Source organism: Nocardioides dilutus (genome assembly GCF_054779555.1).
Window position 1 is genome coordinate 368,893 of sequence record NZ_BAAGYA010000001.1, and the last position, 24,424, is coordinate 393,316.

A 24,424-nucleotide genomic window follows, 5' to 3' on the forward strand; every position below is an offset into this window, starting at 1 on the left:
CAGGAGCAACAGCGAGCGAGATTACCAGCGCCCGGAGCCTGGCTCCCAATCGCTGCGCTGTGGAGAGCGGGCGTCGGAGACGCCGTACGCCGCCTAGCGTCCGGCCCGTGTCGACACAGCGGTTCGTCCTGCTCGACGAGATCGGGCACGGTGCGACCGGTCGCGTCCATGTCAGCTGGGACCGGTCCCAGCGCCGGTACGTCGCGGTCAAGGTGCTCCTCGCCGGACCACCTCCGCGCACCCTGCCCTTCCAACACCCGCACGTGCTCCCCTTCGAGGTGCACGACGGCCTCGTGGTGATGCCCTTGGTCCGCGGCGGGTCGCTCCTGGACCTGTGTGCCCAGGAGGGCCGGCTGCCCGAGGCGTACGTCGCGGTCGTGCTCGACCAGGTGCTCCAGGCCCTCGTCGCGGTCCACGCGGCCGGCGTCGTCCACCGCGACGTCAAGCCGGCCAACCTGCTGCTCGAGGTCACCGGCCCTGGACGGCCGCACGTCCGGCTCACCGACTTCGGTGACGACGCGACCATCGGGACGCCGGGCTACCTGGCCCCCGAGCGGGAGGCCGGCGCGCCGGCCTGCCCCAGCCAGGACGTCTACGCCGCGGGCGTGGTCGCTCGGCGGCTACTCGACCGGCCGGGACCGCTCGTCACCCTCGCCGACTCGATGTGTCGTCCCGACGCCGGGCGGCGGCCGGGCGCCGCCGAGGCGCTGACCAGGCTGCGCGAGCTGCCGGTGCCGCGCGCCGGGCGCTGGCCGGCGGTCCCGGACCGGCTCGGGCCGCTGCCCCGCCGTCGGTAGTGGCTCGTAGATTGCCCCCATGACCACGCTCGCGATCGGCGCCCACGTCGAGCAGACCGACCCCCTCGCCGAGGCCCAGGCGCGCGGCATATCCCTCGTGCAGTTCTTCCTCGGCAACCCGCAGAGCTACAAGGGCCCGGTCCTCGCCTACGAGGGCGGGGCCGCCAGGCTCAAGGCGGACGCCGAGGCCGCGGGCGTCGACCTCTACGTGCACGCGCCCTACCTGATCAACGTCGCCACCACCAACAACCGCCAGCGCATCCCCAGCCGCAAGCTGCTCCAGCAGCACGTCGACGCCGCCGCCGAGATCGGCGCCAAGGGGCTGATCGTGCACGGCGGTCACGTCACCGACGACGACGACCCCGCCAAGGGCTTCGACAACTGGCGCAAAGCGGTCGAGGCCACCGACCTCAAGCTCCCGCTGCTCATCGAGAACACCGCTGGCGGCACCAACGCGATGACCCGCTACCTCGACCGGATCGCCGGCGTGTGGGACGCAATCGGCTCGGCCGAGGGCGCCGACCAGGTCGGCTTCTGCCTCGACACCTGCCACGCGCACGCCGGCGGCAACGCGATGGAGACGATCGTCGAGGACGTCCTGGCGATCACCGGCCGGATCGACCTCGTCCACTGCAACGACAGCCGCGACTCCTTCGACTCCGGCGCCGACCGGCACGCCAACCTCGGCGCCGGGCAGATCGACTCCGACCTGCTGGCCGCCGTCGTACGCGACGCCGGCGCGCCGGTCGTGCTCGAGACCCCGGGTCCTGCCGAGGCGCACGTCGACGACATCGCCTGGCTGCGCGAGCGGGTCTGATCGCTCACACTTGGGCCACAGGTCCACCACACCGCACCAGCAGGCAGGACTCCCACCGTGTGAGGCATGAGCCTCGCGACCGACGAACGCCCCGTCCCTGCCCCCGCCGCGACCCCCGCCGCCTCCACGGACCCACCGCCACGACGATCGGTCGACCCCACCCGAGTGGCGCTGGTCGTGCTGCTCCTCGGGACCGGGGTGCTCTACCTGTGGGGGCTCGGAGACTCCGGCTGGGCCAACACCTTCTACTCCGCGGCGGCCCAGGCCGGCTCGGAGTCCTGGAAGGCGTTCTTCTTCGGGTCCTCCGACGCCGCCAACAGCATCACCGTCGACAAGACGCCGCTCTCGCTGTGGCCGATGGCGCTGTCGGTCACGCTCTTCGGTCTCTCGTCATGGAGCATCCTCGTGCCGCAGGCCCTGATGGGGATCGGGACCGTCTGGCTGCTGACCGCGACCGTCCGGCGTACGACGGGGTCGGCCGTCGCCGGACTCCTGGCCGGCCTGGCCCTGGCCGTCACGCCGGTGGCCGTCCTGATGTTCCGGTTCAACAACCCCGACGCCCTCCTGACGCTGCTTCTCGTCGGCGCTGCGGCCGCCACCTTGCGGGCCGCCGAGAAGCAGACCAGGCACCCCGTCCGCTGGCTGTCGCTGGCCGGCGCCCTGGTCGGGCTGGCCTTCCTCACCAAGATGCTGCAGGCGTTCCTGGTGCTGCCCGCACTCGGCCTGGTCTACCTGCTCGTCGCGAGTGCGCCGTTGCTCAAGCGGTTCGGCCACCTGCTCGTCGGCTTCGGCGCGATGCTGCTGACCGCCGGCTGGTGGGTCGCGGTCGTCTCGCTGTGGCCTGCGTCGAGCCGTCCCTACATCGGCGGCTCCCAGGACAACTCGATCCTCGAGCTCACCCTCGGCTACAACGGCCTGGGCCGGCTCACCGGTGACGAGGTCGGCTCCGTCGGGGGCGGCGCAGGCGGCGTCGGCGGTGCTATGTGGGGGGAGACCGGTCTCGGCCGGCTGCTCAATGGCGAGAACGGCGGCCAGATCGGCTGGCTGCTGCCCACCGCGCTGCTCCTGCTGGTCGCCGGCCTCTGGCTCACCAGGCACGCCCCGCGGACCGACCGGGTCCGGGCCGGGCTGGTGCTCTGGGGCGGCTGGCTGCTGATCACTGCCGCGACGTTCAGCTTCATGGCCGGGATCTTCCACGCCTACTACTCGGTCGCCCTCGCTCCGGCCCTCGCCGCGCTCGTCGGGATCGGTGCCTGGCTGCTCTGGACGCACCGTGGCTCGCTGGTGGCCGGGTTCGTCGCCACCACCGCGGTCGCCCTGACCGCCGTCCTGTCCTTCTTCCTCCTCGGCCGCACCCCCGACTTCCTGCCGTGGCTGCGCTGGGCGGTCCTGGTCGTCGGCCTGGTCGCCGCGCTGCTGGTCGCCGGCCTCGCGCTGATGCCCCGCCGGGTCGCCGCGGCGGTCGCGGCAACAGCGCTCCTCGTGTCGCTGACCGGCCCGGCGGCGTACGCCGTCGAGACCGCCGCGACGCCGCACACCGGATCGATCCCGAGCGCAGGTCCGTCGGGCACGGCGGCAGGCCCCGGGGGAGGCCCGGGCGGCGGCCAGCCGCCGGCGGGCGGGGCTCCACAGGGCGCCACGGGCACCGGTGGCCTTGGAGGCCGCGCGGGCGGCCTGCTCAACGGCAGCGAGCCCTCCGCCGAGCTCACCGCACTCCTCCAGGCCGATGCGGCGTCGTACACCTGGGTCGCGGCGGCCGTCGGGTCCAACAGCGCCGCCGGCTACCAGCTGGCCAGCGAGGAGCCGGTCATGGCCGTCGGCGGCTTCAACGGGTCCGACCCGTCGCCGACGCTCGAGGAGTTCCAGGCCTACGTCTCCGACGGCGAGATCCACTACTTCATCGGCGGCGGCGGTGGCTTCGGCGCCCAGAGGGGCGGCAGCGAGTCGAGCAACGAGATCGCGGCCTGGGTGGCCGCCAACTACACCGCCGTGACCGTCGGCGGGACCACGCTCTACGACCTGACGGACCCGGCGTGAGCACCGAGGTCGTGGACTCGCGGGTCACCGGAGTCGCAGCGCGCACGACCACGGCGACCCTCGACGTCGTCATCCCCGTCTACAACGAGGAGGCCGACCTCGCCGCCTCGGTCGAGCGGGTGGTCGGCCACCTCGCGGGGATGCCCTGGCCGTTCCGGGTGACGATCGCCGACAACGCCAGCACCGACGGCACCGCGGTCGTCGCCCGGCGCCTGGCGCACCAGCACCCGGAGGTCCGGGTCGTGCACCTGGCGGAGAAGGGCCGGGGCCGGGCACTCAAGCGAGTGTGGTCTGACTCGGACGCCGAGGTGCTCGTCTACATGGACGTCGACCTGTCCACCGACCTCAACGCGCTCCTGCCGCTGGTCGCGCCGTTGATCAGCGGCCACTCCGACCTGGCCATCGGCAGCCGCTTGCGTCGCGGGGCGCGGGTCACCCGCGGCCCGAAGCGCGAGGTGATCTCCCGGGGCTACAACCTCCTGGTGCGGCAGGCCCTGCGCACCCGGTTCTCCGACGCACAGTGCGGCTTCAAGGCCATCCGCCGCGACGTCGCCCGCGAGGTGCTGCCGCTGGTCGAGGACGACGCCTGGTTCTTCGACACCGAGCTGTTGGTCCTGGCCGAGCGGGCCAGGTTGCGCATCCACGAGGTACCGGTCGACTGGGTCGACGACCCCGACAGCCGGGTCGACATCCTCCGGACGGCGTACGACGACGTGTGCGGGATCGCCCGGCTCGGGCGCAACCTCGTGGCCGGCCGGATCCCGTTGGCCGACGTCACCGAACGGTTCGGCCGCGTCTCCGCCGACGCCCACGGCGGCCGGCTCGGCATGCAGCTGGTGATGTTCGGCCTCGTCGGCGTGCTGTCCACGGTCGCCTATGCCGCGCTCTACCTGGCCTTCCGCGGACCGCTCGGTGGCTCGATGGGTGCGCAGAGTGCCAACCTGCTCGCCCTGCTGTTCACCGCGATCGGCAACACCGCCGCCAACCGGCGCTTCACCTTCGGCGTCCGCGGCCCCACCGACCGGCTGCGCCACCAGGGGCAGGGGCTGGTGATCTTCGCGGTCGGCCTCGGCGTGACCAGCGGCTCGTTGTGGCTGCTGCACGCGACCGGCTCGACGCACCACGGCGTCGAAGTCGCGGTGCTGACCGTGGCCAACCTGGCCGTCACCGTCGGCCGGTTCGTGGCGCTGCGGACCTGGGTGTTCGTCCGGCGCCGGTCCCTGACCCAGCGGTGAGCCAGACACAGTCCCGCCGACCCAAACCCTGCCTGGCTCACCGCCTACCCGACCGGCCCTGACCCAGCGGTGAGCCAGACACAGTCCCGCCGACCCAAACCGTGCCTGGCTCACCGCCCGTCCGGGCGGGCCTGAGGTCCCGATAGCCTCGCCGGGTGACCCAGGGAGATCTGACCGTCGCGGCGATCTCGGCCGAGGAGCACCTCGCGTTCGTGGACGGCAGGCGATCGGCGAGCTTCCTGCAGACACCCGCCTGGGCCGCGGTCAAGTCGGAGTGGCGAGCCGAGTCCATCGGTTGGCGCGACCGCGCCGGCACGCTGGCCGGGGCGGCCCTGGTGCTGCACCGGCCCATCCCCAAGCTGAAGAAGTACACCCTGGCCTACGTTCCGGAGGGTCCGCTCCTCGACTGGGCGGGCGCGGTCGACGAGGGGCTCGGTCGCTGGCTGGACCCGATGGCGGCCTACCTCAAGCAACAGGGCGCCTTCGGCATCCGGATGGGCGCGCCGGTGGTGACCCGCAGGTGGACCGCCGCGCAGGTCAAAGAGGGCCTGGCCGACCCGGCCGTCCGCACCCTGCGCGAGGTCCCGACCGAGGTCGACCCGGTCGGCGAGCGGGTGACCGACCACCTCGCGGCGCACGGGTGGCGCGACCAGCACGTCGCCGAGGGCTTCGGGCCCGGGCAGCCGCAGTACACCTTCGCGGTGCCGCTCGCCGAGCGCGACGAGGACGACGTGCTGCGCGGCATGAACCAGCTGTGGCGCCGCAACATCAAGAAGGCCGACAAGTCCGGGGTGGTCGTCACGGCCAGCGACGGGACCGACGGCGTCGCCCTCGAGCGGTTCCACGAGCTCTACGTCGAGACCGCCGCCCGCGACCACTTCACGCCACGACCCCTGGCCTACTTCCGCCAGATGGTCGACGCGATGAACGCCGAGTCGCCCGACCGGCTGCGGCTGTTCCTGGCCACCCACGAGGACGACGTGGTCGCCGCGACCCTCTATGTCCGGGTCGGGGCGCACACCTGGTACCTCTACGGCGCGAGCTCGACGGCCAAGCGCGACGTCCGCGGCTCGAACGCCGTCCAGTGGGCGATGCTGCGTGCGGCCCTGGCGGCTGGGGCGGACGTCTACGACCTGCGAGGCATCACCTCGACCCTGGACCCCGAGGACTCCCACGCGGGCCTGGTCCAGTTCAAGGTCGGCACCGGAGGGGAGGCAGTGGAGACCGTCGGCGAGTGGGACCTCGCCCTGAACACGCCGCTCTACAAGGCCTTCAACCTCTACATGAAGCGCCGAGGAAACTAGGTGTCGTGGCCCTGCAGCTGACCGTCGACGGCGAGCGCTGGCGCGCACACCTGCGCCGGCTCGCCGAAGGGCTCCCGGGCCTGGTGCCGGTCGCCAAGGGCAACGGCTACGGCTTCGGGCTCGGCCGACTGGCCCGCAAGGCCCAATGGCTGAATGCCCAGGGGCTCGGCGTCGAGACGCTCGCGGTCGGGACCTACGAGGAGCTCCCCGAGGTCGCCGACCGCTACGCCGGCGACCTGCTCGTCCTGACGCCCTGGCGGCCCTTCGCCGACCAGGGGACCCTCGCCGCCAAGCACGCTCACCGGGTGGTCCACACCGTCGGTCGGCTCGGCGACCTCGACGACCTCCTCGACCTGCAGCCGAGCGCCCGGCTGGTCCTGGAGCGGCTGACCTCGATGCGGCGCCACGGGCTCTCGGCCGACGACCTGCGCACCGCGATCCAGCGCGTCTCGGCGCACCCGCATGCCCGGCTCGAGGGCGTCGCGGCCCACCTCCCGATCAACCAGGGGGCACACCTCGCCGAGGTGGAACGCGTGCTGGAGGAGGCCGGTCCGGGCATCGGCCAGGTCTGGGTGAGCCACCTGACCGGCGAGGAGCTCACCGCCCTGAGCGCCGCCCACCCCGAGCTGCGGGTGCGACCCCGGATCGGCACCGATCTGTGGCTAGGCGACCGCGCCGCACTCGCCGTCACCTCGACCGTGCTCGACGTCCACCCGGTCGCGAAGGGCGAGGCGTTCGGCTACCGCGGCCGCGCGGCCCCGAAGGACGGACATCTGCTGGTGGTCAGCGGCGGCACGGCACACGGCATCGGGCTGGAGTCACCGATGAGCGGCTCCGGCCTTCGCGACCGGGCGGCGACCTTCGCCCGAGGAGGCCTCGACGCCGTCGGCCGGGTGCGCTCGCCGTTCTGGGTGGGCGGCGAGCAGCGCCTGTTCGCAGAGCCCCCGCACATGCAGGCCTCGATGCTGTTCCTCCCCGCCGGCGCCGCAGTGCCCGCCGTCGGCGACCTGGTCGACGCGCGGGTGCGCTACACCGCGACGACGTTCGACCGCGTCGAGCTGACCTGACCCGGAGAGCGGGCCAGCGCGGTGGCGTGCACGGGGTCCTCCCGGGGCCACCAGATGTCCCGCACCACCATCACGCAGAGATAGAGCTCGGCCGAGACGCGCACCGCGATCGCGAGCCAGTAGAAGCCGGCGTCCTGCCCACCACCGGGGGCGAGGTCGCCGTCGAGATACCACCACACCGAGGCGAAGTAGAGGACCTCGCCGGCCTGCCAGACCACCTGGTCGCGCCACCGTGGCCGGGCCAGCACGGCCAGCGGCAGCAGCCACAGGACGTACTGCGGGGAGTAGACCTTGTTGACCAGCAGGAACCCCGCCATCACCAGGAACGCCAGCTGGGCGAAGCGCGGCGTGGTCGGCGCGGTCAGCCCTAGCAGGGCGACGGCCGCGCACCACACGCCGAAGATCGCGTAGGACCACACGTTGATCGTGTGCGCCGAGAACGCCTGGTCCGTGGCCTGGCTGATCACCAGCCAGGCGCTGCCGAGGTCGGCGACGCGCTCGGAGTTGAACGTCCAGAAGACCTGCCACTGCTCGCGCCCGGAGAGGTACGCCGGTGCGTTGACCACCAGCCAGGTGGCGGCGCCCGCCAGCACGACACCGGCGAGGTCGCGCCACCGGCGGTCGCGCAGACAGATGACCACCAGCGCGCCGAGCAGGAACAGCGGGTAGAGCTTGGTGGCCGTGCCGAGACCGATGAGGACCCCGGTGAGGAGGGGCCGGCCCCGGGCCCACGACCACAGCGTGGCCGCGACGATCACCACCGCGAGCATGTCCCAGTTGATGAGGAAGGTCAGGGCCAGCGCCGGGGAGAGCGCGAAGAGCGCCGCGTCCCAGGGACGGCCCCGGTTGACGCCGGCCAGCAGCCACGCGGACAGCAGCGCCAGCGCGGCGAACACCAGCACGTGGACGAGCATGAAGATCCTGATCTCGTGCTGCACCTGCGGCGTGCCGAACAACGAGCTCGACGACACCCGCTTGCGTCCGTCGAGGTCCGGCGACCCCGCGAGCAGGTGGGTCACCTTCGCGGCGCCGTAGGCGAAGTAGGAGATCCCGACCGGATACTCCATCACCTCGTAGCGCGCCCGTACCTGCTGGTCACCCGAGAACGGCCACTGCGCTTCCACGAACCCGCGGCCCGTGTAGAGGTAGGGCAGGTCGGAGTAGCACATCTGGGTGTAGCGCTTGTCGCCCGACCAGGTCTCCGCATAGCAGCCCGCCTTCTGCACCATCCCCAGTGCGACGCACAGCGCGGTGAGCGCCAGCACCACCCGCACCGGAGTCCACCACCGGTGGCCGGCGGACCGGTTCCCGAGCGGCCCACCCACGCCCTCGCTGAGCGCCGCGACGACGGGGTCGTCGTGGGTGGGATGGGCGGGGTTCACCAGGTCAGCATCCACCAGGCCGAGCGCGAGGTGGCCGCCATCGGGCGCGCGCCCGCCGACGGGGTCTCCTGGCCCGGGGGGGTCGACGGCGGGCCTTGTGTCGGCGACTCGGTGGGCGTCTCGCAGGGTGTGAGGATGCCGCACTCCGTGGGGGTCGGCGTCGGCGTCGGTGTCGGGGTGGGGGTGGGGGTCGGCGTCGGGGTCGGCTCCTCCGTCGTCGGCTCCTCGGTCGGCGACGTCTCGGTCTCGCTCGGCGTCTCCGACGGCTTCTTTGTCGGCGAGGGCTTCACCGGCTCGTGCCCGTCGGTGGGCGCGTCACCGGTGACGTAGGCCGGCGGCGGGAAGTCCTCCTCCTCGAGACCCTCCATGACGCCCTCCATGACCGCGGTCCAGGTCTCCGCCGGGTAGTCCCCACCGAAGTACGACGGCAGCCAGCCGTCGAGCTTGCCGACCCCGTTGCCGCGCAGGTAGACGACCGAGGTCGCCATCTGCGGCGTGTAGCCGGTGAACCAGGCCGAGACCACGTCGCCCGCGGTGTTGGTCGAGGTGCCGGTCTTGCCCGCCGCCGGCCGGCCGAGGGCGAGCGCGGCGTCTCCCGATCCTGCCTTGACGACCTGCTGCAGGGCGTAGGAGACATCGGCGGCGATGTCCTCGTTCATGGCCATCTTGTCGGTGACGGAGTGGGTGTAGAGCGGCTCGCCGTCCTTGGTGACCGACTCGATGATGTAGGGCTTGGCAGCCCGGCCGCCGTTGGCGATGGTCGCGTAGGCGTTGGCCATGTTGATCGGGCTGACGGTCGCGCTGCCCAGCGCCACACCAACGTTGGGCTCCAGGCCTGGCGTGTTGTTGGGGAAGCCGAAGCTGGGGTCCTTGACCTTGTCGGGAGCCGGCGGGATGCCCATCAGGTTGGCCTGCTTGACGACCGCGTTGGGACCGTCGTCCATGCTCATCGTCAGATCGATGAAGGCCGTGTTGATCGAGTCCTGGGTCGCCTTGATGAGGTTGACCGCGGAGCCGTAGTCCCGGTCTCCCTGGTTCTCGAACTCGATGGTGTCGTTGACTTCGAGCGGCGAGTTGCCCTCGAACGTGTCCTTGAGCTCGAACCCTTGGCGGATGCCGGCAGTCAGGGCGAAGGGCTTGAGGCTGGAGCCGGCCTGTCCACCGGAGACCGCCCAGTTGAGCTGGGAGCGCAGGAAGTCCTGGCCGGCGTAGAAGCCGCGGACCGCACCGGTGCCGACCTCGACGGTGCCGATGCCGACGTGCAGCTGCCGGTCGCTGAACAGCGGCTTGCCGTCGTCGCCAGTCGGACGCGCCTCGATGTAGCCGTCCTCCGCGGCCTCCATGGCCTTCTCGGTGAAGGTGGTGGTGATCCGCAGCCCGCCACCATCGATCTCGTCATCGGTGAAGAGCTCCCCGGTCTCTTCGTTGGTGAGCCGGAGCAGCTCCTTCTTCACCATCGCCAGGATGTGGCCCTCCTTGCCGGCCAGGGCGTCAGTCACCTCCTGCTTGCGGAACTTCGGCAGCTTCTGGGCCGCCTCCTCCGCCTCGGCGGCGCTGATGGCACCGGACCTCGCCATGCTCTCGAGGACGTAGGCGTAACGGCCCTTGAGCGCCTCCCGGGCGTCCTTCCCGTTGGCCGGGTCGAAGCGGCTCGGGTTGTTGATGACGCTGGCCAGGACGGCGCTCTCGCGCAGGTCGAGGTCCTGGGCGTCCTTCTCGAAGAACGCCTTCGCCGCCGCCTGGATGCCGTAGGCGCCGCGGCCGAAGTAGATGGTGTTGAGGTAGCCCTCGAGGATCTGCTCCTTGGTCTGCTGCCGGGCGAGCTTCAACGAGACGATCGCCTCCTTGAGCTTGCGGGTGTAGGAGCGCTCGCTGGTGAGGTAGAGGATCTTCACGTACTGCTGCGTGATCGTGGACGCACCCTGTGTGTTCTCGCTCGAGGCGTTGTTGAACACCGCGCGAAGGATGCCCTTGGGGTCGATACCGCTGTCGGTCCAGAAGCTCCGGTTCTCTGCGGCGACGACCGCGTCCTTCACGGTCTGCGGCATCTCGTCGTAGCCGATGCTGTCGCGGTTCTGGACGGCGTAGGTACCGATCTCCGTGCCCGGCTTGCCCTTGCCGTTGTCGTAGTAGACGAACGAGGTCTGCTTCTCGAAGTCCGCGTTCGGGTCCGGAAGATCGGTCGCGCGGTAGAGCCAGATGAAGCCACCGACCCCGATGAGGGTCAGGACCAGGCCGACCAGCGCTCCCCACTTGGCGGCGAAGATGAGACGCCGCTTGAGCGGGCTGCGGGCCGCCTTCTTCTTGCTCCTGGCGGTGGCCTTCTTCGAGGGCCGCTTCGTGGGCCTCTTCGTGGGGCCGCTCGTCGGCCGGCCCGCGGGCCTCTTCGAGGCGGCCTTCTTGGCGGGTCGGTTGGGCGTGGAACCGGCCTTGCGCTTGCCGCCACTCACGGGAGTCGAGAGTACGCACTTGGCCTGAGAACCCGCGAAACCACGGGATCGTGACACTGTTCAACCACACCGATGCACCGATGTAGCGAAAATTCGCGTACCGCGGATATATCGCTACGATAGGTCGTATGGCACGTCGTGGGGAGACCATCGAGCTGGCGGTCCTCGGGCTGCTGCACGAGGGGCCCATGCACGGCTACGAGCTGCGCAAGCGGCTCAACCTGATGCTCGGCTGGGGCCGCGTGCTGTCCTACGGCTCCCTCTACCCCGCGCTGAAGAAGATGCTCCGGGGTGCCCTGATCGAGGAGACCCTGTCGACCAGGACGCCCGGGACCCCTGTGTCCAAGCGACCGCGGATCACCTACCAGGTGACCGAGGCCGGGACCCGGGAGTTCGAGCGCCTCATGTCCGAGGTCGGGCCGACGGCCTGGGAGGACGACAACTTCGACATCCGGTTCGCCTTCTTCTCCTCTACCGACATGGAGATCCGGCTGCGCGTGCTCGAGGGCCGGCGCACCCGTCTCCAGGAGCGCCTCGACCGCATCCAGCGCGAGCTCGCGATGACGCAGAAGGAGGTCGACCGCTACGCCGGCGAGCTCCAGCGCCACGGGGTCGACCGGGTCGAGCGCGAGGTCATGTGGCTCTCCGACCTGATCAACGCAGAACGCAGCGCAGCACCCACCGCAGCACCCACCCCCATCAGCCCCACCCCAACGCCGGAACAGGCCTGAGGGCCACCACCTGAAAGGAACGTGCCCCATGGGTTCGGTTCGAGTAGCAATCGTCGGAGTAGGCAACTGCGCCACGTCCCTCATCCAGGGCGTGGAGTACTACAAGAACGCCGACCCCAACGCCACCGTCCCCGGCCTCATGCACGTGATGTTCGGCGACTACCACGTCAACGACGTCCAGTTCGTGGCGGCGTTCGACGTGGACGCCAAGAAGGTCGGCTTCGACCTCTCCGAGGCGACGCAGGCCTCGGAGAACAACACGATCAAGATCGCCGACGTCCCGCCGCTCGGCGTGACGGTCCAGAAGGGCCCGACCCTCGACGGCCTCGGCAAGTACTACCGCGAGACCATCGAGGAGTCCGACGAGGAAGCCGTCGACGTGGTCCAGGTCCTGCGCGAGACCAAGGCGGACGTGATGGTGTCCTACCTCCCGGTGGGCTCCGAGGAGGCCGACAAGTTCTACGCCCAGTGCGCGATCGACGCCGGCGTGGCCTTCGTCAACGCCCTCCCCGTCTTCATCGCCTCCGACCCGGTCTGGGCCAAGAAGTTCGAGGACGCCGGCGTGCCGATCATCGGTGACGACATCAAGTCCCAGGTCGGCGCGACCATCACCCACCGGGTGATGGCCAAGCTCTTCGAGGACCGCGGCGTGACGCTCGACCGCACCTACCAGCTCAACGTCGGCGGCAACATGGACTTCAAGAACATGCTCGAGCGCGAGCGCCTGGAGTCCAAGAAGGTCTCGAAGACCCAGGCGGTCACGTCCAACCTCCACGGCGCGCTGGCCGGCAAGGTCGCGGACCGCAACGTCCACATCGGCCCCTCCGACTACGTCGCCTGGCTCGACGACCGCAAGTGGGCCTACGTCCGCCTCGAGGGCCGCGCGTTCGGCGACGTCCCCCTCAACCTGGAATACAAGCTCGAGGTCTGGGACTCCCCCAACTCCGCGGGCATCATCATCGACGCGATCCGCGCCGCCAAGATCGCCAAGGACCGCGGCATCGGTGGCCCGATCATCTCGGCGTCCTCCTACCTGATGAAGTCCCCGCCGGTGCAGCTCCCCGACGAGGAGGGCCGCGCCCGCGTCGAGGCCTTCATCAAGGGCGAGGAGTAGACCTCTCCCAGCTGAGCACCACCAACGACCCGCCCGAGAGATGTTCGGGCGGGTCGTTGCATGGTGCCCGCAAGACTTTCGGGTCAGTCGGCACGCGCCCGCATAACCCCCTGCTGACGCAGTCGTTCATGGAGGTAGCGCCCGCACATCCATAGCGGCCTCTCATCCCCGGGGAACCCATGAACATCTCGCGTACCCGTCTGCGTGCCGCCGTCGTCACCCCGACGGTCCTCGCCGGCCTCGTCGTCTCCTCCATCAGCGGTATCGCCTCCGCCGTGTCGCCGGAGCCCACGACCGTGGGTGCCGCGGCACCGACCGCGGCACCGGCACCGCCCAGCCTCGGCTCCGCGTCAGGCTTCGCCATGTTCGTCCTCCCGGCACCTCAGCCGCTGTGCAGCGGTCTCGCGACGGACACGACCGTCGATCCCTCCATCGACCGGGAGGCGTGCGGGTTCGTCAACTTCACACCGACCGGGGTCGCAGGCACGCTCACCGGCGAGCTGTACGCCGAAGGTGCGTCGACGCCGTTCGCCACCCTGCCGGTGACGACGCCGGCGGCATCGCCGGAGCTGCGGCGGGTCAGCCTCCAGCCGGACGACACCTGGCCGGCCGGTGGGATCCGCCTGGTGATCAAGGAGGACGCCGCCTTGATCGGACAGTTTGACTTCCGCCACAACAACCTCGTGGCCACCTTGGACACGGTGCCGGTCAGCAGCGCACCTGGTGCAGCTTTCGACGTCACGGGCTCCATCGAGATGCACAGTGCACGCGACACGTTCATCGACTCCGGGGTGCCCGCCACGTTCACGCTCAACGTCGTGGCCGCCGACGGCACCGTGCTGCACACCGCCGACCTGACCGCGGCCGCCGACGGAGCCATCACCCACACGGTCCCGGGAACGGCCACCGACGGCATCACCGCCGACACGGTCCTGCGGGTCGAGGCGGTCGACGCGGCCTACGACGACACCGCGACATCGGTCCCGCCGACCGGCGAATGGACCGCAGGGACGGCGGGGGCGACCTCGCACGCCATCGAGGCGCCGGCCACCGAGCTCCTCCTCCAGAACAGCTTCGTGTCCTCGGTCGGCTGGGTGAAGCCGGGCGAGACCTACCCCTCGCGGATCATCCTGACCAACCCGACCTCCGCCCCCGTCACCCCCACCAGTGTCGAGATCGACGCCCCGGCCGGGTCGACGATCGTCAAAGCCGGCGCGACCACGGTCAACGGCCCGACGTACACATGGACGCCCGGGGCCATCGCCCCGGATGAGACCAAGACGCTGGTCCTCGAGTCGAAGGCGTCGACCACGGCCCAGCTCGACACGATCGTGTGGCGCGACCTGTCGACCACCGCCGTCCTGAAGGTGCCGACCAAGGCCGACCAGACCGTCAGCAGCCACGGACCCAAGGTGATCCCGCCCAGCGAGAACTTCGACAGCGCGCGCTACGGCGACCGGCCGTTCCCCGTGGTGCCGGTGCAATACAGCGACCGCGCCTACCAGGACACCCATTCCGGCAGCTCCCTGGAGACGGTGATCAACGACGCCGGCTTCCCGGGCTCGACGTTCAACCTGTTCCAGGAGATGTCGCTGGGACAGCTGTTCCCCAACGGCACCGTGCCCTCGCAGGGCATCGCCTCCAAGGACTTCACCTACGGCCCGGGCTTCGAGTTCACCAACGCGGAGGTGCCGGGCAACACCTGCCACGGCGGGACATACGCCGACCTGCCGGTCGACGTCGCGGGCACCCCGATCTATCCCGAGCGCATCACCAACGGGGTCTACAACCTGCCGGGCCAGACCGAGTACTACGGCTCGGACTCCTACGGCTCGGCCGTCGTAACCAGCCAGACCCCGGCGCCCATCCAGGACATCGACTCCGGGTGCGGTGACACCGGCAAGCTGGTCTACGACGCAGCCACGATCGCCGACCCGGAGATCGACTACTCCGACTACGACACCGACAAGGACGGCGTGGTCGACTTCTTCATGGTCGTCTTCGCCGGGTGCGGCGGCAACGGCGCCAGCCAGCTCGCCGCACCGGGCGACCCCCTCGGTGCCTGCCCCTACGACGAGGTGTCCTACGACAACATCTGGCCGCACAGCTCGACCCTGGAAAGCGGCTACACCGACCCGGTGACCGGGCTGCCCGGCTTCACCACCGACGACCAGCTCAAGGACCTCGAGGGCCGGCCGCTCTGGTACACCGACACCAGCTACTCGGCGACCACCACCACCGACATGGGCGACGCGCTCAAGGTCTTCGTCCGGGTCGGCCCCTACAACGTCAACCCCGAGACCGCGATCGACAAGGCCTCGGTGATCTCCCACGAGTACGGGCACAGCCTCGGCCTGCCCGACTTCTACTCCAGCACCGGCCGCGAGACCTACGGCGACTGGAACCTGATGGCGACCGACAAGTCGCAGAACATGGACGCCTACAGCCGCCAGGAGCTGGGCTGGGTCGTGCCCGAGGTTCTCGACAGCAGTCGCGTCGAGACCGACATCCCCGACTCCAAGGTCGACATCGGCACCATCACCTGGCGCAAGCCCGACGGCACGCCCTACACGCTCACCGACGGGGCGGACGGCGTCGTCCACAACTCGCAGATGTACGTCGCCAAGCTGCCCGGCCGCCAGCTGCTCGACGCCGACGCGTTCACCTCCGGCGACGGCGCGAGTCCCACCCACCTGTGGTGGTCGGGGTCGGGCAACGACTTCAACTGCACCCCGGTGGCGGGGCACAACCTCGACCTGCGGATCCCACAGCTGGCGGACCTCACCGACCCGGCCGCGACGGTGACGCTGAGCTTCAAGTCGCGCTGGGACATCGAGTGGGACTACGACTACGGGTTCGTCATGACCACCACCGACGGTGGGTCGACCTACACCTCGCACGAGTCCAACGAGGGCTACACGACCGGCAGCAACACCGTCCCGCCGGCGACGTCCAACAACGCGTGCCAGGACACTTACGGCAACGGCCTCACCGGCAGCAGCGGTTCCTACCAGGCCGGCACCGAGGCGGTCGACCGGGTGGGGGCGGGGACCTACCCCGAGGCGGTGTTCCTCGCCGACTCCTACGACATCAGCGACCTGGCCGGCGAGGACCAGGGAGCCCTGCGGTTCAGCTATGTCACTGACCCGGGGCTGTCACGTCCGGGCTGGTTCATCGACGACGTCAAGGTCACCGCGGACCCCGACGGTCCCGGGCCGCAGCCCGCGCAGGACCTCTTCGTCTCCGACTTCGAGACCAGCGGCGATCCCGACGACCCGCGCATCTTCAACGGCGGCTGCCGCGAGGGCCTGTCCACTGCCAGGAAGTGCACGCAGGGGTGGAAGTACCTCGAGGCGGGCGCGGAGTCGGCGCAGGACCACGCCTACTACCTCGAGATGCGTGACCGGTCCGGCTTCGACTTCGAGGGCATGGGCCAGATCGACCGCGACCCGATCGCGTTCACCCCGGGCTTCTACCTCTCCTACACCGACGAGGCGCACGGCTACGGCAACACCGGCACGGACGACCCGCCGGCACAGTCGCCGCTGGACTCGGTGCCGCAGCCGGGTGAGGCTGCACCCAACCTCAACGACGCCGCGTTCGTCGACACGGCGGAGCGCGCCTCCTACACCGACGACCCGGCCACGCCGCACGTCGACAACTACACGGACCCGAGCAGCGAGTCGGGCAACTGGGAGTTCGACTACGGCTGCCTCGGCTTCAACGTCGACGCGATGACGGGCGAGGACACCATCCAGCTGGCCGGCGATCTCACCGGCTCGGTGGCCTTCACCATGGGCACCGGCTGTGGGGACTACGACTACGGCTACACCACCGCCCCTGGCGGCGGCCCCAACACGGCCCCGGTCGCGGCGGCGTCGGCCACCCCCAGCTCGGTCAGCACGGGACAGCAGGTCACGCTGTCCGCGGCGGGCACGACCGACGCCGAGACTCCCAATGATCTCGACTACAGCTGGGACTTCGGCAACGGCGGCGCCACCAAGGACGCCGACGGCAAGGTCGTCACGCACAGCTACCCGACGCCCGGCGTCTACACCGCGACCGTCACCATCACGGACCCGCAGGGTCTGACCGACACGGCCTCAGCGACGGTCACCGTGACCGCCGCGGGCGGTGGTGGCGGCGGCGCGAGCACGCCTCCCAAGGCCCGGATCAAGCTGAAGACCAGGAAGCCCGACATCTCGAGGAACGTCCGTCTCACCGCGCGGAAGTCGACGGGCGCGGGTCCGCTGACCTACGCCTGGAACTTCCACAACGGTGGCAAGAAGATCGACGCCACCGGCAAGCGGGTCAAGATCGAGTTCAAGCGGCCCGGGCGCAAGAAGGTGACCCTGTTCGTCACCGACATCGACGGCCAGCGCGACAAGGCCACCAGGAAGTTCCGAGTGCGGGGGATCCCGCCGCTCACCCCTCGAGCCGGCATGTCGCGGGCATCCGGACTGGACGACCTCACGGGGTTGTTCGCGTCCTGGTGACCGAGGCCTGACGCCCCGTCACCCGACGGGGCGTCAGCAGTGGGGGCAGCGATCCTCCGCCACGGGCTCGATGTGCTTGCGCGGCCTCATCACCTGGGCGGGGTTGCCGACCACGACCTCGAAGTCCGCGACGTCACGGGTCACGACGGCTCCGGCACCGACCGTGGCGCGTCGCCCGATCCGCACCCCGGGCAGGACGACCGCTCCGGCGCCGATGAACGCCGCCGGGCCGACGTGGACGTGGCCCGTGGTCAGTGCACCCGGACCGACGGAGGCCGCGAACTCGATGACGTTGTCGTGACCGACGGAGGCCGAGCGGTTGATGTTGACGTGGCACCCGATCGCCGTGTGCGAGCCGACCACCGTCCCGGCGTTGACGTACGAGCCGTGGCCGAGCGTGACCGTGCTCGCCACCACGGCGCTCGGGTCGACCAGCGTCGTGGGGCTGAGGTGACCGAGGGCGACCGCGGCGTGGGCTGCCGCGGCCCGGTGCAGCGACGAGGACAGTCCGAGGACGAACGGCTGCTCGGTGTCCGCCTGCTCCCCGAGGCCCGGCAGCCGGCCGTCCGCGCCGCCGTAGTTGTCGACGCAGTGCGGGGTGAGCTGGGCGCGGGACGCGCTCTCGACGACGTCCCAGGCGTAGGGCGAGGCGACGGCGAAGACGGTGAGGTGGCCGGGCCGGACTGGCACGGCGTCACCCGCCCAGCAGGTCGCCGAGGCCGCCGCCCCCGCCGGACTTGCCCTGCTGGGCGCCGACCCACTCGTAGGCCTGGACGACCACGAACCCCGGGCCGTGGAAGGCGTACTGGAACGCCTCTCCGCTGCCGCCGCGCAGCATCGACTTCATGTTCATCGCGTTGTGGATCCCGGGCACCAGGTTGGCCGACCAGCACACCGCGGCCTGCGTGTCGACGTAGGTCGGCTGCTGGGAGCAGTCGAGGACGACCGGCTTGCCGACCACGTTGATCGCGACCGTCCCGGTCCCGGACACGGTGGTGTTGAAGAAGCCGCCGCTCGCCATGCCGGCGCCCTTGGTGCGGTTGATGTCCCACTGGAGGGTCGCGTCGAAGGCCATCAGGTTGCGGCTGTTGATCGAGATGGCCTCGTTGTCCAGGTGGAGCAGATAGACGTAGCCGGCCTGGTCGGCGAAGAACACCTCGCCCTGGCCGGAGACCCGCATCAGCGAGACGTCCTCCGACGTCATGATCTTCTTGGCGAGCTTGGCGAGGCCGCCGGCCTTCTCGTGGTCGAAGCGGACGGTGCCCTGGAACGCGACCATGCAGCCCTTGGTCGCCAGCACGTCGGGCCCCAGCGAGACCCGGAGCATCTGGCTGTTCTGCAGCACGAACCGGTCCTGGCTCTGCTGCTCGAGGTTGGCCTGCTCGAAGAGGTCGCTACGCATGCCGGCGAGTCTCCCACCACTTCCGCAGCGCCACCTCCGCCTCCGCCCTTTCCATCGGTCCCCGGTCGAGCCGCAGCTCGAGGAGGTAGTTGTAGGCCTGGCCCACCTCGCGGCCCGGCGGGATGCCGAGGATCTCCATGATCTGGTTGCCGTCGAGAGCGGGACGTACGGCGGCCAGCTCCTCCTGCTCCATCAGCGCGGCGATCCGGGCCTCGAGGTCGTCGTAGGTGCGGCGCAGCCGGTCGGCCTTGCGCTGGTTGCGGGTCGTGCAGTCGGCGCGGGTGAGCACGTGCAGCCGCTCGAGCTGGTCGCCCGCGTCACGCACGTAGCGGCGTACGGCCGAGTCCGTCCACTCCCCCGAGCCGTAGCCGTGGAACCGCAGGTGCAGCTCGACGAGCTTGGCCACCGCGTCGGTCTCGTCATTGGAGAAGCGCAGGGCCTGCATCCGCTTGCGCGTCATCTTGGCGCCGACCACGTCGTGGTGGTGGAAGGTCACCGTGCCGTCACCGAGGAACTTCCGAGTCCGGGGCTTGCCGATGTCGTGCATCAGCGCGGCGAAGCGGGAGACGAAGTCGGGACCGCCCTCGGGCAGCCGGTCCTCGAGGTCGATCGACTGCTCGAGGACGGTCAGCGTGTGCTCGTAGACGTCCTTGTGCCGGTGGTGCTCGTCGCGCTCGAGCGCCAGGGCCGGCAGCTCGGGCAGCACCAGGGCGGCGAGCCCGGTCTCCACGAGAAGGCTCAGGCCGCGCCGCGGGTAGGGCGCGCAGACCAGCTTGACGAGCTCGTCGCGGACCCGTTCGGCGGACACGATGGAGATCCGGTCGGCCATCGCGGTCATCGCCTCGACTACCTCCGGGGCGACGGTGAAGCCGAGCTGCGCAGCGAACCGGGCGGCCCTCAGCATCCGCAACGGGTCGTCGGAGAACGAGTCCTCGGGCCGGCCGGGAGTGCGCAGCAGGCGCTGGGCGAGGTCGACCACGCCGCCGTAGGGGTCCTCGACGACGCGTCCCGGGATGCGCACCGCCATCGCGTTGACGGTGAAGTCGCGGCGAACCAGGTCACCGGTCAGGTTGTCGCCGAATGCCACCGACGGCTTGCGCGAGGTGGGGTCGTAGGCCTCGGAACGGTAGGTCGTGACCTCGACGATCCACGGGCCCGAGCGGGCGCCAACGGTGCCGAAGTCGCGGCCCATGTCCCAGGTCGCCTCGCCCCAGCCCTTCAGCAGCCGCTCGGTCTCCTCAGGCGTGGCGGAGGTCGCGAAGTCGAGGTCGGTGTGCGGCCGGCCGAGCATCGCGTCGCGGACCGGCCCGCCGACCAGGGCCAGCTCGTGGCCGGCCTCGGCGAACCGCGCACCCAGCGGGTCGAGCACCTCCGCCATCCCGTCCAGCACGTCGCCGACGGCGCGCTGGAGCTCGACCACGGTGAGTGGACGGGGCTCGGCGGCGGACACGACCGACCAGTCTAGGAGGGCCGAGCTGAGGCACAGGACGCAGCACTACAGTCGCGCCATGCCAAGGTCGCTTCGTGCTGCCCTCGTGGTGGCCGCGGCCGTGCTGGTGTCGACGACATTGCCGGGGAGCCCGGCCACGGCGGACGACCCGGAGATCATCACCCCTCAGGTCCGGGCGGCCACGCCGGCCGCCAGCCGCGCCGCCGTCGCCCCGCGACAGCGCCGACCCCGGGCCGCGACCACTCCCCTGACCGTCACCATCGAGACCTTGACCCCGTCCTCCATCCCGGCGACCGGACCGGTGCGGGTCGCCGGCACCGTCACCAACACGGACTCCGTGCCTTGGCTGACGGTCAACGTCTACTCCTTCATCTCCGCGGATCCGATGACCACCGGTGCCCAGCTCGCAGCCGCCGCGCAGGTGGAGGAGTCGACGGCGGTCGGTGAGCGCGTCCTGGACCCCGGCAGCTTCGACACCATCGACGCCGTCCAGCCGGGTGAGACCAAGTCGTTCAGCCTCAAGGTGGACGCCGCGTCCCTGGAGGCCGACACCCCCGGCGTCTACTGGTTCGGGGTGCACGCCCTGGGTCAGCGCGCCGACGAGGGACGCGACGAGGTGGCCGACGGGCGGGCGCGGACGTTCCTGCCGATGGTCCCCAACCGGCGCGAGGGCAGGGAGTCCGTCTCGGTCGTCGTTCCGCTACGGGGCACCCTGGAGTACGCCGACGACGGGTCGCTGACCGACCTCGAGCGATGGATCACCACCCTGTCGCCCGAGGGCCGGCTGCGCTCGCTGGTGGAGCTGGCCGCCACGGCCGGTGACCGGACGGTGAGCTGGGTCGTGGACCCGGCGCTGCTCGACGCGGTGCGACAGCTCGCGTCCGGCAACCCGCCGCGCTCCCTCGAGCCCAACCTCCAGGAGGGCGAGGACGACGGGGAGGACGATGCCACTGCAACGCCGGCGCCGGAAGCAAGCGGCGAGGTGACCAACGAGCAGAGCCCCGGGGAGTCCACCGGCGCTCCGTCGCCGACCGAGTCGCCGACCGAGTCGCCGACCGAGTCGCCGTCCGAGTCGCCGACCGAGTCGCCGTCCGAGACCCCGTCGGAGGCGGAGACCGCAGAGCCCGAGGTCGACCCCACCGAGGCGGAGCTCCCCGAGGACCTCGACCCTCAGACCCGGGCCGCCGCCGCGGCGGCGCGCGAGTGGCTCGGCCGGCTGCGCGCGGCCATGACCCAGAGCGACGAGGTGCTCGCGTTGCCCTACGGCGACCTGGACGTCTCCGCCGCTGCCCGGCACGAGCGCGCCGCCGCCCGCGCGTACGCCCGGGCCCGCGCCCGGTCGGACCGACCACTCCCCGGACTGGGCATCACCGCTACCCCCGTCGTCGCGGCGCCCAGCGGCTATCTGAGCCCCGAGGCGCTGGCCTCCCTCGACGAGGACACCGTGATCCTGATGAGTGACCGGACGCTCACGAAGGCGCCCGCGGTCGCCGCCGTCAGCGGGCGACGCGTGGTGATGACGTCGAGCGGGTCGACAGACGGCGGTCCCTCCCCTGGCGACCCGCGCGGGATCATCGCCCTGCGCCAGCGCATCCTGGCCGAGGCCGCGGTGCGTTTCCTCAAGCCGGCGCGCTCGCCCCTGGTGGTGCTGCTGCCCCCCGACTGGGTGCCGCCGCCGAGCACGTCGTTCTTCTCCGGCCTCGACCTCGACTGGGTCGACCTCACCTCGGTGACCCGCGCGACCGATGACGTCGCCGAGCAGCCGCGGTCCGCCGACGAGGTGCACTACCCGGAGCGGCAGGCGGCCTTCGAGCTGGACGCCTCCAACTTCGTCGCGGTCAACGCCCTCCGGCAGGCCGGCGAGAGCCTGCAGTCGCTGCTGACGTTGAACAACCTTGTCGGCGGCACGGTCACCGACCAGTCGCTGGCGATGGTGTCGTACGCCGCCAGAGCCCGCCCGGACTCCAACCGGGCGGCGGCGGACCGCTCGCGCGTCTGGATCGAGGAGCGCCTCGAGGAGGTCAGCGTGTCCACGCCCCCAGACGTCACCCTCTCGAGCATCAACGGCAGCTTCCCGGCCACGATCAGCAACGACCTCGACCAGCAGGTGACAGTGAAGCTGGCCGCCCAGGGCTCCAGCGCGGCGGACCTCCAGATCGCGGACGTCGGCAAGATCGACATCCTCCCCGGGACCAGCACCACGGTCCTGCTCGAGGCCCGCACGGAGACGCCGGGCGTCCACGAGGTCACGATCGTGGTCACCGACAAGACAGGTCGCCCACTGGGCGGCTCCGACGAGCTCTCGATCCGCTCCGCCCGGGTGAGCAACGTGATCTGGCTGTTCCTCGCGGCAGGGAGCGCACTGCTCTTCGGGACCATCGCGTTCAGGCTGGTCCGCCGGGTCCGGACGGCACGCCGATGAACAACGCTGGCCCCGACCCTGGCGCCGACCCTGGCGCCGACCCTGGCGCCGGCGTGGACGACGACTCGAGGGTCCTCGCCAACAGCGCAGTCATGGCCGCCGGCACGGTGGTGTCGCGGCTGTCCGGCTACGTCCGCTCGATCCTGCTGGCCGCGGCGCTGGGCAACCTGATCCACGCCGACGTGTTCACCGTCGCCAACACCGTCCCCAACATGCTCTACATCCTGCTGGCCGGCGGTGTGTTCAACGCGGTGCTGGTGCCGCAGCTGGTCCGCGCCGCCAAGCACGACGCAGACCGCGGCGAGGCCTACACCAACCGGGTCATCACCCTGGCCGCGCTGTTCCTCGGGGCGGTCACGGTCCTGCTCGTCATCGGTGCACCGTGGCTGATGCGGCTGTTCGTCGACCCGAACTGGAGCCCGGAGGCGCGGGAGTCGGTCGTCGACCTGGCCCGCCTCTGTCTGCCGCAGGTCTTCTTCTACGGGATGTACGTCCTGGTCGGGCAGATCCTCAACGCCCGCGGCCGGTTCGGCCCGATGATGTGGGCCCCGATCGCCAACAACGTGATCTCGGTGGCGATGCTCGTCGTCTACCTGGTCGTCTTCGGCGCCGACGACCCGCAGGACGGGGGCTACACCGCTGGGCGCGAGGCCCTCTTGGGCATCGGCTCGACCCTCGGCATCGCGGCCCAGCTGCTCATCCTGGTGCCCTACCTCGCCGCGTCCGGCGTCGTCGTCCGTCCGCGTTTCGACTTCCGCGGCACCGGCCTCGGGCACACGCTGCGGCTGGGCGGGTGGACCGTGCTCTTCGTGGTGGTCAACCAGATCGCCTACACCGTCGTGGTGCGGCTCTCCACGGGCGGCACCGCGTCGGGCGACCCGGAGGGCACCGGCTACTCGGTCTACTCGGCGAGCTTCCTCATCATGATGGTGCCTCACTCGGTCATCACGGTGTCACTGGCGACCGCGATCCTCCCGGCACTGTCACGACGGGCCACCGCGGACGACCTCGCCGGCCTCGGCGGTCTGCTGGCCGGCACCCTGCGCACGGCACTCGTGGTGGTCGTCCCCTTCGCGGCTCTGCTCCCGGTCATCGCGCCCGCCCTGGCCGAGGTCCTGTTCGGATACGGCGCCGCCTCGGCGTACGTCGAGAACTACGTGCCATCGCTCGCGCTCTTCGGCCCCGGGCTCGTCGCGTTCACCATCCACTATCTGATGCTGCGCGGCTTCTACGCGCTGGAGCAGACGCGCACCGTCTTCTTCATCCAGTGCGCCGTGGCCGCCACCAACATCCTGGCCGCGGTGCTCCTGGTCTCGGCAACGAATGACCGCGGGACCTCACCGGCACTGGTGGGCGCCTACGCCTGCGCCTACCTGGTCGGGGCGCTCATCTCCGCTCTGGTCCTCCGCCGCGCGCTCGGCGGGCTGGCGGTGGCCGACGGCGCCGGCTGGCCGGCCTTCCTGGCCCGGCTGCTGGGCGCCGTGCTGGTGTCGGCCGCGCTGGCCCTCGGCGTACGGCTGCTTCTGCCCGACCTGCCCGAGGACCCCTCGACGGTCCGGGCGCTGCTGGAGCTCGCCCTGGCCGGTGTGGCCGCCGTGCTGGCGTTCCTCCTGACCGCACGGCTGCTCGGTCTCAAAGAAGTCACGTCTGTCCTGAGCACCGTGCTACGCCGGACCAGGACGTCCTGACCGCCCTACGATGGCGGGGTGCGGCACGCGAC

The 24,424-nt window shown here is 70.9% G+C and carries 16 protein-coding genes; 11 read left to right on the plus strand and 5 right to left on the minus strand.

Annotated features, from left to right (window positions below; genetic code table 11):
• The first annotated feature begins 107 nt into the window (after window positions 1-107).
• The 6 genes from ACYVC6_RS01785 to ACYVC6_RS01810 all read left to right on the plus strand — a co-directional run bounded on the left by ACYVC6_RS01785 (window position 108) and on the right by ACYVC6_RS01810 (window position 7,257).
• Complete coding sequence (locus ACYVC6_RS01785; RefSeq protein ID WP_460710352.1) at window positions 108-797, plus strand: serine/threonine-protein kinase; 690 nt, start codon at window positions 108-110, stop codon at window positions 795-797.
• Window positions 798-816: 19 nt separating this feature from the next.
• Window positions 817-1,614 (plus strand): deoxyribonuclease IV, encoded by a 798-nt coding sequence (locus tag ACYVC6_RS01790; protein ID WP_460710354.1) that lies wholly within the window; start codon window positions 817-819, stop codon window positions 1,612-1,614.
• Between the two features lie 66 nt (window positions 1,615-1,680).
• The gene (locus ACYVC6_RS01795) at window positions 1,681-3,651 is read left to right on the plus strand and encodes an ArnT family glycosyltransferase (RefSeq protein ID WP_460710356.1); all 1,971 of its coding nucleotides are present in this window, start codon (window positions 1,681-1,683) and stop codon (window positions 3,649-3,651) included.
• Window positions 3,648-4,886 carry a bifunctional glycosyltransferase family 2/GtrA family protein gene (locus tag ACYVC6_RS01800; protein ID WP_460710358.1) on the plus strand — a complete coding sequence of 413 codons (1,239 nt, stop codon included), beginning with the start codon at window positions 3,648-3,650 and terminating at the stop codon, window positions 4,884-4,886. The genes ACYVC6_RS01795 and ACYVC6_RS01800 overlap by 4 nt, the downstream gene beginning before the upstream one ends.
• Window positions 4,887-5,041: 155 nt before the next feature.
• Window positions 5,042-6,190 carry a lipid II:glycine glycyltransferase FemX gene (locus tag ACYVC6_RS01805; protein WP_460710360.1) on the plus strand — a complete coding sequence of 383 codons (1,149 nt, stop codon included), beginning with the start codon at window positions 5,042-5,044 and terminating at the stop codon, window positions 6,188-6,190.
• A 5-nt stretch (window positions 6,191-6,195) separates the two neighbouring features.
• Entirely contained in the window at window positions 6,196-7,257 is a 1,062-nt protein-coding gene (locus ACYVC6_RS01810) for an alanine racemase (protein ID WP_460710362.1), read from the plus strand.
• Here the strand turns inward: ACYVC6_RS01810 and ACYVC6_RS01815 are convergent.
• Window positions 7,218-8,639, minus strand: a complete 1,422-nt coding sequence (locus tag ACYVC6_RS01815; protein ID WP_460710364.1) for a glycosyltransferase family 87 protein — start codon at window positions 8,637-8,639, stop codon at window positions 7,218-7,220. The two genes, ACYVC6_RS01810 and ACYVC6_RS01815, sit on opposite strands and share 40 nt — an antisense overlap.
• Window positions 8,636-11,089, minus strand: coding sequence for a transglycosylase domain-containing protein (locus ACYVC6_RS01820; protein ID WP_460710366.1), 2,454 nt, complete (start codon window positions 11,087-11,089; stop codon window positions 8,636-8,638). Before ACYVC6_RS01820 ends, ACYVC6_RS01815 begins: the two co-directional genes overlap by 4 nt.
• A gap of 128 nt (window positions 11,090-11,217) precedes the next feature.
• On the opposite strand from ACYVC6_RS01820, the gene ACYVC6_RS01825 reads away from it, so the two are divergent.
• From ACYVC6_RS01825 to ACYVC6_RS01835, 3 genes are all read left to right on the plus strand, one after another.
• The gene (locus ACYVC6_RS01825; protein ID WP_460710368.1) at window positions 11,218-11,820 is read left to right on the plus strand and encodes a PadR family transcriptional regulator; all 603 of its coding nucleotides are present in this window, start codon (window positions 11,218-11,220) and stop codon (window positions 11,818-11,820) included.
• A gap of 28 nt (window positions 11,821-11,848) precedes the next feature.
• Window positions 11,849-12,934 (plus strand): inositol-3-phosphate synthase, encoded by a 1,086-nt coding sequence (locus tag ACYVC6_RS01830; RefSeq protein WP_460710370.1) that lies wholly within the window; start codon window positions 11,849-11,851, stop codon window positions 12,932-12,934.
• Between the two features lie 179 nt (window positions 12,935-13,113).
• Window positions 13,114-17,430 (plus strand): PKD domain-containing protein, encoded by a 4,317-nt coding sequence (locus ACYVC6_RS01835; protein WP_460710372.1) that lies wholly within the window; start codon window positions 13,114-13,116, stop codon window positions 17,428-17,430.
• Window positions 17,431-17,463: 33 nt separating this feature from the next.
• On the opposite strand, the gene ACYVC6_RS01840 is transcribed toward ACYVC6_RS01835, so the two are convergent.
• The 3 genes from ACYVC6_RS01840 to ACYVC6_RS01850 are packed head-to-tail and all read right to left on the minus strand — an operon-like array spanning window position 17,464 to window position 20,210.
• Window positions 17,464-18,120: an acetyltransferase gene (locus ACYVC6_RS01840; protein WP_460710374.1), complete on the minus strand. Its 657-nt coding sequence runs from the start codon at window positions 18,118-18,120 to the stop codon at window positions 17,464-17,466.
• A 4-nt stretch (window positions 18,121-18,124) separates the two neighbouring features.
• Window positions 18,125-18,832, minus strand: coding sequence for an AIM24 family protein (locus ACYVC6_RS01845; protein WP_460710376.1), 708 nt, complete (start codon window positions 18,830-18,832; stop codon window positions 18,125-18,127).
• Complete coding sequence (locus ACYVC6_RS01850) at window positions 18,825-20,210, minus strand: CCA tRNA nucleotidyltransferase (protein ID WP_460713288.1); 1,386 nt, start codon at window positions 20,208-20,210, stop codon at window positions 18,825-18,827. The genes ACYVC6_RS01845 and ACYVC6_RS01850 overlap by 8 nt, the downstream gene beginning before the upstream one ends.
• A gap of 130 nt (window positions 20,211-20,340) precedes the next feature.
• On the opposite strand from ACYVC6_RS01850, the gene ACYVC6_RS01855 reads away from it, so the two are divergent.
• Together ACYVC6_RS01855 and murJ are read left to right on the plus strand one after the other, a co-directional pair.
• Window positions 20,341-22,704, plus strand: a complete 2,364-nt coding sequence (locus ACYVC6_RS01855) for a DUF6049 family protein (protein WP_460710378.1) — start codon at window positions 20,341-20,343, stop codon at window positions 22,702-22,704.
• Window positions 22,701-24,392, plus strand: a complete 1,692-nt coding sequence (gene murJ, locus ACYVC6_RS01860; protein WP_460710380.1) for a murein biosynthesis integral membrane protein MurJ — start codon at window positions 22,701-22,703, stop codon at window positions 24,390-24,392. The genes ACYVC6_RS01855 and murJ overlap by 4 nt, the downstream gene beginning before the upstream one ends.
• Window positions 24,393-24,424: the final 32 nt, after the last annotated feature.

What these genes read in the sequence shown, in the direction of transcription:
- ACYVC6_RS01790 (WP_460710354.1), top strand. Translation starts at nt 817, where the DNA reads ATGACCACGCTCGCGATCGGCGCCCACGTCGAGCAGACCGACCCCCTC.
- ACYVC6_RS01795 (WP_460710356.1), top strand. Translation starts at nt 1,681, where the DNA reads ATGAGCCTCGCGACCGACGAACGCCCCGTCCCTGCCCCCGCCGCGACC.
- ACYVC6_RS01825 (WP_460710368.1), top strand. Translation starts at nt 11,218, where the DNA reads ATGGCACGTCGTGGGGAGACCATCGAGCTGGCGGTCCTCGGGCTGCTG.
- ACYVC6_RS01830 (WP_460710370.1), top strand. Translation starts at nt 11,849, where the DNA reads ATGGGTTCGGTTCGAGTAGCAATCGTCGGAGTAGGCAACTGCGCCACG.
- ACYVC6_RS01835 (WP_460710372.1), top strand. Translation starts at nt 13,114, where the DNA reads ATGAACATCTCGCGTACCCGTCTGCGTGCCGCCGTCGTCACCCCGACG.
- ACYVC6_RS01845 (WP_460710376.1), bottom strand. Translation starts at nt 18,832, where the DNA reads ATGCGTAGCGACCTCTTCGAGCAGGCCAACCTCGAGCAGCAGAGCCAG.
- ACYVC6_RS01850 (WP_460713288.1), bottom strand. Translation starts at nt 20,210, where the DNA reads ATGGCGGAGGTGCTCGACCCGCTGGGTGCGCGGTTCGCCGAGGCCGGC.
- ACYVC6_RS01855 (WP_460710378.1), top strand. Translation starts at nt 20,341, where the DNA reads ATGCCAAGGTCGCTTCGTGCTGCCCTCGTGGTGGCCGCGGCCGTGCTG.
- murJ (WP_460710380.1), top strand. Translation starts at nt 22,701, where the DNA reads ATGAACAACGCTGGCCCCGACCCTGGCGCCGACCCTGGCGCCGACCCT.